Source organism: Flavobacterium sp. 2755, from assembly GCF_031455715.1.
Taxonomy (GTDB): domain Bacteria; phylum Bacteroidota; class Bacteroidia; order Flavobacteriales; family Flavobacteriaceae; genus Flavobacterium.
Genome location: NZ_JAVDTG010000005.1, coordinates 364262 through 375465 on the forward strand (window position 1 = coordinate 364262; position 11204 = coordinate 375465).

The window sequence follows — 11204 nt, forward strand, 5'->3', positions numbered from 1 at the left end:
TTCTATTTTGCTGTTGGTAATTTAAATCATTCACATTTTTTTTGTTACTGCTAATATAACTTAATTTGAGAAAATATTTACAAGTAAAAACCCCTAAAAATTACAGTTAGGGGTTTCATTTATAGCAAGAGTTTCATATTAAATATTTTAAACTTTCTTCACCGCTTTCAAAACATCCGAAGGAGAAAACCCATATTTCTTTTTAAAAGCAAAAGAAAAATGAGAGAGATCTTCAAAACCAAGATCAAGATAAATATCAGAAGGTTTTTTGCCTTTCTTTTCCATTAAAAAATAACCTTCTTTCAGTCTGCGTTGAATGAGCCAGCGGCTTGGAGTATCTGAAAAAATGGATGCAAAATCACGTTTAAAGGCAGAAATACTTCTTCCGGTTAAATATGCAAAACGTTCCATGCTGATATTAAACTTATAATTTCGGTTCATATAAGCCTCTAAATCTATTTTTTCCGGCGGTGCAAAATCAAATAAAATATCTGTCAATTGCGGATTTTCTTTTAGCAGAATCAAAAGTAATTCTTCACGTTTTATATTCGAAAAAGTCTCGTCGATTTCACCGCCATCATTATAATAAGGCATTAAGGAAAGAATAAAATTCGGAACGAGATTGGTTTTCTTCAAAGCAAAAAATGCTGCTTCATCTTCACTTTTTTGAGCTTTGGTTTTATGCTTTGCAGCAAAAGTTTTTAAAAATGCAGTATCAAAAATTACCACTACTTTTTCAAATTCCCCGTCTTGTTTTTGTTTGTTGTAACGTGCGAGATGATTTTTTCGGGCAATGCAATATTCGCTAGGTTTTAGGTTGTATTTGCTAACTCCGTCATAACCTTCAATAGTGCCTTTTGCCAGATACAAAAAGAAATGCTCTGCAATAAAATGTTCCGGCGATATTTCGGGACCTATATAACAACTTTTGATTTCTGTATATTTCATAAAGCGTTTATTTTTCAGGATTAGTTTTCCACCATTGTTTGGAAACATCAGGACTTTCAAAATTAACGATTTCTCCCATAACAGGTGTAATCAGCGGAATGTGATATTTTTTATTTAAACGCGTGATTTCGTTTAACGGTTCATTCCAGAGATGTTTTGCCAATGCAAATTTCGAATTATGAACCGGAACAACACTTTTAGCGTTTAGATCTTTCGCCGCCTGAAGGGTTTCTTCGGGAAGCATGTGGATATAATGCCAAGCTTTGTTGTATTGTCCGTTTTCCATAATGGCAACATCTATTGGGCCAAATTTTTTTCCGATTTCTGCAAAATGCGTATCGTAACCGCCGTCACCGCTGTAGAATACTTTCATTTTTGGAGAACTAATTAAATAGGACGCCCATAAAGATTGGTTTTGTGTGAATCCACGTCCGGATTTATGCCTTGCCGGAAGTGTATGAATCGTGAAATCTTTTCCAACTGTGATGGAATCATTCCAGTCTTCTTCTATAATCTTATTTTTAGGATATCCCCAGCGTTCAAAATGCGCACCAACGCCCAAACCGCAAATTACAGTTTTGACTTTGTCTTTTAATGCCAAAACAGTTTCATAATCAAGATGATCGTAATGATCGTGAGAAATCAGCAGATAATCAATTTCGGGTAAATCTTCTACATGGTACGAATTTGTTCCTGCAAAAACGGTTACACTATTTGGAATTGGTGATGCATTATCACTAAAAACGGGATCGATTAAAATTTTCTTTCCATCAATTTGTAAAAGGGTAGAAGAATGCCCAAACCAAACCAACAAATTCTGATTTGCAGGTAAATGTTTCAAATCTCTTTTTACAGACGGAATTTTTCCTGTAGGTTCCGTTGGAACCTTTTTATCAAAAAGCTGGCTTTTGATTACGCCCCAAAAAGTATAACCCGGCGCAAAGGTTGGCGTGTAAGTATTATTTTGAAATTCACCATTTTTATAATGAGATGATTTTTCAATTCGAGCCATACTTTCTTCTGAAGGTAAACTTCCAAATGTTGCTTTTTGCATGTATAACCATGTGCTGAAACCAAGAATTATTATCAGGATTACGAGAACAATTAGTATTCTTTTGATGATTTTTAGAATTCGTTTTTTCATTTTAGTTCGCGGCTTTTTTAATGTCTATTGCTTCCAGTATTTTTTTAGAGAATCCGAATCGTGCTGTCGAAATCATGGCGCGGCCAATTTCTCTGGTTTCGCAGCCTGTATAAAATAATCCCATAATTGGGTACATGAATTTGATGTATTTATTAAATCCTTTTAAATGAATTTGCGTTGGATCAGGTTTCATTAATCCCGGACGGAAATTATACTGCGCTTTAAAAGACATTTTTTGTAAAGCATTTTCGGTTTTTCCTTTCACACGCGCCCACATCACTTTTCCGGTTTCAGAACTGTCTGTATGTGATCCCGAAATAAAATTGAAAACAAGATTTGGGTTTTGGTTGAGTACAACTTCTGCAAAATGAATCGTTGTATCGTGCGTAATATAAGTGTATTGCGCTTCGTCAAGTCCGACACTGCTAATTCCGGCGCAATAAAAACAGGCGTCATAACCAGCAAGTTTAACATCATCGCTTTTCAGCGAAAGAAAATCTGGAACAAGATATTCCGATAATTTAGGATGTGATTTTCCGCTTGGTTTTCTTCCCACATATAATACAGCTTCAACTTGATTATTTTCAAGACATTCTATTAAAACGCCTTCGCCAACCATTCCGGTGGCACCGGTAATAATTACTTTCATCTTTTATATTTTAAGAGATTTCCATTTTATTAAACTAATCACTGTGGCGGTTATCGCTTCTTCATTGCTTCGGGGTTTCCAGCCTAATATTGTTTTTGCTTTTTCGTTGCTGGCATTACGATAAACGCCAACCAAAGGTAAAATCGCTTTGGCCTGATCGTTAAATAATGCCGTTAAACGTATTATAAAGGTAGGCAAAGATTTTGTTGATGCCTTTTCGGTTACATACGGCATTTTTTCTTTCAGCAGTTTTACAATTTCCATTAAAGACATTGTTCCTCCTGATAATGCTAAAAATCGCTCGCCTTTTGCTTCGGGACTTTCCATTGCTAAAATGTGTAATTCGGCAACATCTCTTACGTCAACAATTCCTAATCTGATATCCGGAATTGCTTTCATCGAACCGTCTAATATCTTTTTAAGCAATTCAAAACCACTCGATAAATCCTGACTTAAGGAAGGTCCAAAAATTCCCATTGGATTAATTACAGAAAGTTCTAATGTTCCGCCTTCATTTTTCATAAAATCCCAAGCTGCTTGTTCTGCCAGAACTTTAGATTTATTATAAGTTGAAAGCCCTTTTTCATTAGGATTTGTCCAGCTTTCTTCGGTAATAAGCGAATTTTTATCTTTATGACTGTAGCCCACAGCGCCAAAGTTGGACGTCATGACAACACGTTTTACACCTGCGTTTCTTGCGGCTTTTAGTACACGCAAGGTTCCGTCAACCGCAGGGCGAATCATTTCATCTTCGTTTTTTGGTAATCTTAAAAATATAGGCGAAGCAATGTGCAAAACGTAATCGCAGTCTATCATAGCTTCTGCCCAGTTTGTATCGCTGGTTAAGTCAGCTTCAATAAATTCTAAATCACTAAAATCTGTAATGCCGCCGTTTTCGAGCATTTCAAAAATCTTCTCTTTGCTTTTTAGCGAGCGAACAGTTGTTCTCACTTTATAACCGCGGTTGAGTAATTGCAAAATACTGTGTATGGCAACAAAGCCTGTTCCGCCGGTAACTAATACTTTTTGATTTGATTGTATCATCGATTGTATTTTTATAGGGCAAATTTCAGGAGAATGCAGAGAAGTTATTTTGTTGAAAAGTCCAAAGTTATTTTGTTGAGAGGTTCAGAAAGCTGAAAACGAAACGAATGGGCTTTTGTGAAAAAATCTTATATTCGCTGGAACTTACAAAGAGAAACCAATGTCTAAAGAAATAATTTTATTTAAAAACTTACACGAAACCTATAAAAATATGGGACTTCCTGTAAATGAAATTATTGACAATGACGGTTTAACAATCAATAATTTAAAAGATCTGCATCCGGTACTGCCTTTTAAATCGATTGGATACAGACCAAGTTATTTTTCTTTTTTATTTGTAAAAGATGCCAAAGGAAAATATACGACAGATGATGTTTCATTTACGACAGAACCGGGAACGGTATATTTTACAAATCCGGGACATTTCAAATCTTTTGAATGGGATGAGATTACTGATGTTTATTTGATAACGGTTACAGAAAGCTTTTTAAAAGAAAATGTTCATACGGATATCTTTAAGGAATTTCCTTTTTTATTGTCTGAAACGGTTTATCCGAGAAACCTGAATGAAACCGATTTTAAAGAGTTTGAAACGATTTATCTTCAAATGGAAAAAGAATTTGCTTCAACATCTTCCATAAAAAATAAAGTAGTTGGCAGTTTTTTGGTCATTTTACTTTTGAAGATAAAAGAAGCTTTTTGGAACAATTATAACCCAATTTACGAAGGAAATAAAAGTTCTCAAATTGTAAAAAACTTCAAGAAAAACCTCGAACAGCATTTCAGGGAATTACTGGACGGAAAAACCGATAAACAACTTCGGGTAAAAGATTATGCTTTGGCACAAAACCTTCATGAAAATTACCTCAACAATGTTATTAAAAGTAAAACCGGAAAATCAGTAAGTAACTGGATTTCGGAAAAACTGATTGCAGAAGCAAAATCACTTTTAATAAATTCTACGCTTTCTATTAAAGAAATAGCCTATAAATTGGGTTTTATAGAAACGTCACATTTTAGTAATTACTTCAAAAAAAACACCAAAACCTCACCTGAGGAATACAGAAAGTCAGCAGATTTATAGCATGCTTTGAAATTTGCATTTCAATCTGTAATCTTCGCAACAACCACCTTCCTGTCTATTTGCAATTTTGTACTGTCGATAATGACATAACAAAATTTATAAATAATCATGGAAAATTTAAAAGACAAAGTAGTTTTAATTACAGGTTCATCAAGAGGAATTGGAGCCGCAATTGCATTAAAAGTATCTCAGGCCGGAGCAAAAGTTATTATCAATTATGCAGGAAGCAAAGAACCTGCCGAAAAACTGGCTCAGGAAATTAATTTTAACGGAGGTCAGGCTTTAGCCATTAAAGCAGATGTAAGCAATTCGGCAGAAGTTAAAAATCTTTTTGATGAAAGTATTGCTCATTTTGGTAAAATCGATGTGTTGATTAACAACGCTGGTATTATGATTACCAAATTAATCAAAGATACTACCGATGAAGATTTTGACCGTCACTTCAATATCAATGTTAAAGGAACTTTTAATACGATGCGTGAAGCAGCTACAAAACTGGCTGATAACGGAAGTATTATCAACTTTTCGACTTCTGTAAATCGTATTATGCTTCCGGGTTACGCCACTTATGTAGCCACAAAATCTGCTGTGGAGCAATTGACAAGAGTTTTTTCTAAAGAAATTGGTTCAAGAGGAATTAACGTAAACTCAGTTTCGCCTGGACCAACAAACACAGAATTATTCACAAACGGAAAATCAGAAGAAGTTATCGCAAGATTAGCGTCATTATCTGCATTCAACAGAATTGGAGAAACAGATGATATTGCAAACGTTGTGATATTCCTTGCTTCTGATGATGCAAAATGGATCAATGCACAGAATATTGGTGCTAACGGTGGAATGGCTTAATCTTAAAATTAAAATTATGAAAACATATATAAACGCAATAATATTAGGATTGTTTGGCGCGGCTGCGGTTACTGTTTCATTTATGCTGCAATGGCCAACGTGGACGATGTTCCTGGCTTGGGTAAGTTATTATTTATTCGGGAAATCGATTAAAACTTCTATTCCGGTCTTCGTGCAAATAATCTTCGGAATCCTGATGGGAGTGGGAATAATGGTATCGGCGAAATTTTTTGAAAGCTTCATTGGAGTTGCAGGTTTTCAACTGTCTGTATTTTTATTCATCGGTTTCTTGGCTTTCTTATCAAAAATAGAAGGTTTAAAAAGTATTCCGGCTTGGTTTATCGGATTGATAATTATTTTCGGAGTACATCCTGAACTTGAATTTGTAGCTATTGTCAGCCTTCTGATTCCGGTAATTGCAGGATTTACATTTGCCTGGCTCAATGATTCTTCGCTTCAAATCGTATCAAAATCATTCAACAATTAAAATTTAAAAATCATGAAAATATTAAATAATAAAGTCGCAGTAATTACGGGTTCAGCAAGAGGTTTAGGAAAAGCTATTGCAGAAAGATATGCATCATTAGGTGCCAATATTGTAATCAATTATTCAAAAGATAAAGCGTCTGCAGATGAAGTAGTGTCAAACATTACGGCTATGGGCGTAAAAGTAATCGCTGTTCAGGCCGACGTAAGTGTAGTTGCCGATATCGAAAGATTATTTGATGAAGCCATTAAAGCTTTCGGAAAAATAGATATTGTTGTTGCCAATGCCGGAATCGAAATGGTAGAAACTCCGGTTGCTGAATTTACAGAATCTCAGTTTGATAAATTATTTTCTATCAATACAAAAGGCGCTTATTTCACTATGCAGCAAGCGGCGAAAAAAGTAGAAAACAATGGAAGGATAATTTATATCGCTTCGAGCACAACGGCTTTTCCAATTCCGGGAATGGCGATTTATGGCGGAAGTAAAACTACACCGAGATATATGGTTGATGTTTTATCTAAAGAAATTGGACATAAAGGAATTACGGTTAATACGATTATTCCGTTTGCGGTAGATCATTCGGGAATTTTTGCAGATGAAAATAGTTATCCTGAACTTCGAAAATCATTAATCGACAGCTGTCCAATGGGAAGATTGGCAGAAGTGGAAGATGTAGCTAATATTGCTGAATTTTTTGCAAGTGATTTGTCTTCTTTCGTAAACGGCCAGCATTTGCTTGTAAATGGCGGAGCAAATCAATAATAAACTTTGATTGAGGAATTTTCAAAGTATTTTAAAAAAGTCAGGTTTTTTGTTTAGTCAAAACCTGACTTTTTTATTTTAATTCTAATTACAGTCTTAAATTCAAAAATCTATTCTATTTTAGGAAGAAATTTGGCAGAAATTAAACAAGTATAAAATTCTTACATTCGCCAAATCAAAATTCAAACTATGGAGTACTTTATACTTTTTATCTTATTTGTATGTGTTATCGTTTTGTTTAATAGTCTTTCTAAAGTAAAAGAAGAAAACGAACATCTGGATTCTCTTTATAGAAAAAGCAGAGAAGATTACAATTCTTTAAAAAATGAAATTAGTGAAATAAAAAAACAGATTTCCCAATCTGGTTTTACTGCTGTTGATTTACCGCAAAAAATTGAAGAAAATCCTGCGCCAGTAGTTGAAGTTTTATCTCCAATTCCTGATCCTGTTAATAGTCTTGATGTTCTTCAAGATGAACAAAATAGTATTAATGAAGAATCTTTAGAGAAAATTGCTTTAAGTTTTGATTCGCAAGGAATTCCTGTTCATGACATAAATAAAATTGTTGAAGAAAAAGAAACTCCTGCGCCGATAGAAAATATCGAAACGCCTTCAATCCCTGAATTTGAAACACAACCGAAACCTCAGCATAAGGAAGAAGAAGTGTATGTAGAAAGTGCTTTTTCAATTTTTATAAAGAAATTAGAACAACAGTTTGCCGAAAACTGGACGGGAATTTTAGGAACCGCCATAATGGTTTTAGGAATTGGTTATTTAAGCATTTATACGGCTTTGAAGGTTTCGCCAATGTTTAGGGTTTTAATTCTTTGGCTTTATTCCGGAGTTTTAGTGGGTTCTTATTTCTTTTTAAAGAAAAAAGAAAAATGGTTTAAAACGGGACTTTGGCTTCGCAGTGCCGGAGCAAGTTTGTTTTTATTTGGATGTTTTGGTGCTTCGCAAATTCCGGCGCTTACTTTTATAGAAAGTATTCCGCTTGCTTATTCGCTTATAGGAGTTGGGATTGCCATAAATTTATATGTAGGATATATTATAAAACAGCAGACTTTTTTATCACTTCACGTCATTTTAAGTATTTTGGTTTTATGCGTTATTCCCGAAAAACTCTTAATTACATTTTTGCTGGCAGCTTTAACTGCGACGGCAGGAATTATTTTATCGTATAAAGAAAAATGGGAATATCATTTATTGATCGTTATTTCGGCTTTTATAATATTTGATATTTGGTTTACACAAGGAGCACATAGTCTCAGTTCGTCACAAAATATATTTGCGATATTGGGTATTATTTTGGTTTCGCTAAGCTGTATGTATATGCAGTACCGAAGCATTTATGCCAATACACGCTTTGACCGAATTGCTTTTATAACGCATCTTACCAACTGGATTTTATTTGCTTTGGGTTTAATTTTGCATTCAACCGGAAGTAAAATCAAAATATTTGTTTTGTTTGCTGCGGGAATTCTTTGTCTTTTTGCTGCTCTTTTTGCCAGAAAGAAAAAGATTTTCTGGCTATATCATTTAGACGGAATGGTTTCGTTTTTACTTTTCTCATTAAGTATTATTATGCTTAATGACTGGAAAGTAGGTTTCGATGTTATCGCCTGCGCATTGTACTTTTTGGTTATTACTTGTTTATTTATCGTTTACAAAAGCGGAGAAACTTTGCTGCATAAAATATTTTTAGGCCTTAATCATATTTTAGGTTTAATCATTTTTGGCTTTTTTATTGTGCAGGTTAATACGCCTTTTGAGCAAACAAATAACACCAGTACTTTTGTGTCGTTGATTGTAATGACTTTAATTACGTTAATCGTTCCTGTTTTCTGCGCTGTAAAAAAAGAGTTCTTAGAAATAGATTCTTTAATTGTTAAGAAAGATTTGAGCTTAAACGGAATTTTCTCTGTGCTGTTTTCGACATTGTTTTTTGTAAGCTGGTATCATACAATCGAAATTTCGTTTTATTATCCTCTTGTATTCCTCGCTTTATTATGGTGTTTTTTACGATTCAAATTCAAAACCAATACTTTTGATTTAGGACGATTCCTATTTTTAAACACAACCATCATTGCAGGTTTAGTATTAATTTTCCAAAACCCTAAATCTAATTTAGACCTGGTTTTTGCTCTAGGAATTATTGCTGTAATAACCTTTAACTGGTTTGTAAAATTATTTTATACCAATGAGAATAATATAAAAACCATCGGGATTATTGGTGTCAATTCCTTGTTGGTTTTGTTTGATTATAAATATTTAGCGGGTTATACTATAATTCAGATTTTTGGATTATTTGTGGCAGCGTTGTTAAATCACGAATTTCTTTGGATTCAGTTTAAACGAAAAACACTTTCAAATGACAATCAAGTGTTGCTGTATCTTTTTTGTCTTGCTTTTTCAATATTCGGAAGCGCATTGTTTTTATACAATACCCAGTTTTTAAATTATACCGAAATTGGTTTAACCGCCGTTGGACTTTCTGTTATCGAAGTTTACATTTTGTTTGCAGATAAAATCAGAAATAAATCGAATGAAGAAATTTTAGACTGGAAAAACTTCGGTACACTAAATTCTGAATTCATTCTTTTTAATGCATTGGTTTTTGGATTTTCTTGTATTCAAATAGATTATATTCCGGTTTATTTAGGAAGTTTAGCGTTGGTCACTTTTTGGATTTTCCAAAAAACCGAAAAAGTGAAACGCTATAATATCTATTCTTTTGTACTGTTGATAGGCTGCGTACTTTTAAGTATTTATTTAGCTGTTTTTGATACAGATAAAGCGTTGAATAAAAATATACTTTATATAACACAAACAATAAGTGTTTTGATATCTGCAGTTTATAGTTATCTACAGTTGAAAAGCCAGAAAGAAGAAGGGAAAAGGTTTATTGCAATTTTACCTTTTATTCAAAATTTATGGATAATTGCTTTATTATTTATTCAGGTAGAAATAGTGTATTTACCTTTACTATTTATGTTTTTGGCAATCCTTAATTTTGGTTTGATTTTATACAAAAAAATTGAATTGGCTTCAGAATCAATATTGTTTATAGGACTTTTATCTATTTTAACTTCCGTGTATTACAGCATAAAAGTACTCAATCATTTTACTTTGCAGGATTGGATTTTACAGCTTTTAGCAATTGTATTATTAATTGTTTTGGTTTTTCTGACGAAGAAAAAAGAGTTTATTAAATCATTACAGATAGATTATCAAATAGCTATAAATATCTGGCTTTCGATCATTATGTTTTCACAGCTGGAGCATAAATGGCTTCCCGTATTTTGGGCCGCGACAGCTATTGTGAATTTATTGCTTTATTATAAAAAAATAGGGAACAAAAAAGAAATCAGTATTGTTTACTATTTGCTGGCTAACTTTCATTTAGCTTTTGTGAGCTTTAATTATTTCGAAGCTAAATTTGAATTTGTTTATTTGATCATATTTGCTTTGCTCGCGTTGTATATTTTCATCATTTACAAATACATCGAAGATTTCAAATTAAGAAATAGTATTATTATTTATCCGGCTACTTTTAGCATTGGATTGTTTTTATTTCTTTCGTTTGATAAAGGAATCTTGACCTTCTTCTGGATTTTAGAATCTTTAGGATTGCTGATACTCGGAATTATTCTAAAAGAAAAATATTTCCGTTACGTTTCACTTTCCTTAGTTGGTGTTTGTGTAATTCGACTAATGTTTTTCGACTTATCAAATGCCGATTTCCTTATAAGAGCATTAGTTTTACTAGGCGTTGGAGTGGTGCTTTTAGTAATGAATACTTTATTTAAAAAATACAAAGAACGATTTGATTAAAAATAATCCTAAAAAGAAGCCCTTAAATATTTCTATTTAAGGGCTTCTTTTTTATAGGGAACTTATTTATTCTTCGTTTTCTAAATTATCAACAGCCGAAATCTGATCTAAAATATTAGTTTGATTCGGCGAAATATAATTTTTATTTTCGGGAGGAGTTTCTTTCTTAAACAGAAGATCTAATGCGTGATAAAGTTTCAATAAAACATCTTTATCTTCTTTTGCAATATCTAAGGCAGTATTAAAATTAAAAACATAATTATTCGAATTGCGTACTTCTACTTTTATCGTTTTTGATGTAATTTTAAATTTAACTATGTCCATATTATTTCTAAGTTGCTTAATGAAATTGCAAAGTTATTGTAATTAATTGTATAAATAAAAATATGGATAATTTAAA

Annotated in this window: 10 protein-coding genes; 5 read left to right on the top strand and 5 right to left on the bottom strand. The window is 32.9% G+C overall.

From position 1 onward, the window contains the following. Positions 1-147: 147 nt before the first annotated feature. From J2Y38_RS14420 to J2Y38_RS14435, 4 genes are read right to left on the bottom strand one after another with little or no spacing between them, the layout of a single operon-like run. Positions 148-948 (bottom strand): AraC family transcriptional regulator, encoded by an 801-nt coding sequence (locus J2Y38_RS14420; RefSeq protein WP_309843744.1) that lies wholly within the window; start codon positions 946-948, stop codon positions 148-150. Positions 949-955: 7 nt separating this feature from the next. Beyond that, positions 956-2092 (bottom strand): MBL fold metallo-hydrolase, encoded by a 1137-nt coding sequence (locus J2Y38_RS14425; protein ID WP_309843748.1) that lies wholly within the window; start codon positions 2090-2092, stop codon positions 956-958. A 1-nt stretch (position 2093) separates the two neighbouring features. Continuing rightward, positions 2094-2741 carry an NAD-dependent epimerase/dehydratase family protein gene (locus tag J2Y38_RS14430; RefSeq protein ID WP_309843751.1) on the bottom strand — a complete coding sequence of 216 codons (648 nt, stop codon included), beginning with the start codon at positions 2739-2741 and terminating at the stop codon, positions 2094-2096. A 3-nt stretch (positions 2742-2744) separates the two neighbouring features. After that, positions 2745-3785 carry an aldehyde reductase gene (locus tag J2Y38_RS14435; protein WP_309843754.1) on the bottom strand — a complete coding sequence of 347 codons (1041 nt, stop codon included), beginning with the start codon at positions 3783-3785 and terminating at the stop codon, positions 2745-2747. A 160-nt stretch (positions 3786-3945) separates the two neighbouring features. Here J2Y38_RS14435 and J2Y38_RS14440 point away from each other — a divergent pair, with 160 nt between their 5' ends. The 5 genes from J2Y38_RS14440 (at position 3946) to J2Y38_RS14460 (ending at position 10804) form a co-directional block, all read left to right on the top strand. Further along, entirely contained in the window at positions 3946-4869 is a 924-nt protein-coding gene (locus J2Y38_RS14440) for an AraC family transcriptional regulator (RefSeq protein WP_309843757.1), read from the top strand. 108 nt (positions 4870-4977) lie between these two features. Continuing rightward, positions 4978-5718, top strand: coding sequence for an SDR family oxidoreductase (locus J2Y38_RS14445; RefSeq protein ID WP_309843760.1), 741 nt, complete (start codon positions 4978-4980; stop codon positions 5716-5718). A 16-nt stretch (positions 5719-5734) separates the two neighbouring features. Continuing rightward, on the top strand, positions 5735-6205 hold the full coding sequence (locus J2Y38_RS14450) for a DUF1097 domain-containing protein (protein WP_309843763.1): 471 nt from the start codon (positions 5735-5737) through the stop codon (positions 6203-6205). A 12-nt stretch (positions 6206-6217) separates the two neighbouring features. Continuing rightward, the gene (locus J2Y38_RS14455) at positions 6218-6970 is read left to right on the top strand and encodes an SDR family oxidoreductase (RefSeq protein WP_309843766.1); all 753 of its coding nucleotides are present in this window, start codon (positions 6218-6220) and stop codon (positions 6968-6970) included. Positions 6971-7159: 189 nt separating this feature from the next. Next, positions 7160-10804, top strand: a complete 3645-nt coding sequence (locus tag J2Y38_RS14460) for a DUF2339 domain-containing protein (protein WP_309843768.1) — start codon at positions 7160-7162, stop codon at positions 10802-10804. 66 nt (positions 10805-10870) lie between these two features. Here the strand turns inward: J2Y38_RS14460 and J2Y38_RS14465 are convergent, their stop codons facing one another. Further along, positions 10871-11128 carry a hypothetical protein gene (locus J2Y38_RS14465; protein WP_053474453.1) on the bottom strand — a complete coding sequence of 86 codons (258 nt, stop codon included), beginning with the start codon at positions 11126-11128 and terminating at the stop codon, positions 10871-10873. Positions 11129-11204: the final 76 nt, after the last annotated feature.

Coding starts and splice junctions, on each gene's coding strand:
- J2Y38_RS14420 (WP_309843744.1), bottom strand. CDS start 948: ATGAAATATACAGAAATCAAAAGTTGTTATATAGGTCCCGAAATATCG.
- J2Y38_RS14425 (WP_309843748.1), bottom strand. CDS start 2,092: ATGAAAAAACGAATTCTAAAAATCATCAAAAGAATACTAATTGTTCTC.
- J2Y38_RS14430 (WP_309843751.1), bottom strand. CDS start 2,741: ATGAAAGTAATTATTACCGGTGCCACCGGAATGGTTGGCGAAGGCGTT.
- J2Y38_RS14435 (WP_309843754.1), bottom strand. CDS start 3,785: ATGATACAATCAAATCAAAAAGTATTAGTTACCGGCGGAACAGGCTTT.
- J2Y38_RS14440 (WP_309843757.1), top strand. CDS start 3,946: ATGTCTAAAGAAATAATTTTATTTAAAAACTTACACGAAACCTATAAA.
- J2Y38_RS14445 (WP_309843760.1), top strand. CDS start 4,978: ATGGAAAATTTAAAAGACAAAGTAGTTTTAATTACAGGTTCATCAAGA.
- J2Y38_RS14450 (WP_309843763.1), top strand. CDS start 5,735: ATGAAAACATATATAAACGCAATAATATTAGGATTGTTTGGCGCGGCT.
- J2Y38_RS14455 (WP_309843766.1), top strand. CDS start 6,218: ATGAAAATATTAAATAATAAAGTCGCAGTAATTACGGGTTCAGCAAGA.
- J2Y38_RS14460 (WP_309843768.1), top strand. CDS start 7,160: ATGGAGTACTTTATACTTTTTATCTTATTTGTATGTGTTATCGTTTTG.
- J2Y38_RS14465 (WP_053474453.1), bottom strand. CDS start 11,128: ATGGACATAGTTAAATTTAAAATTACATCAAAAACGATAAAAGTAGAA.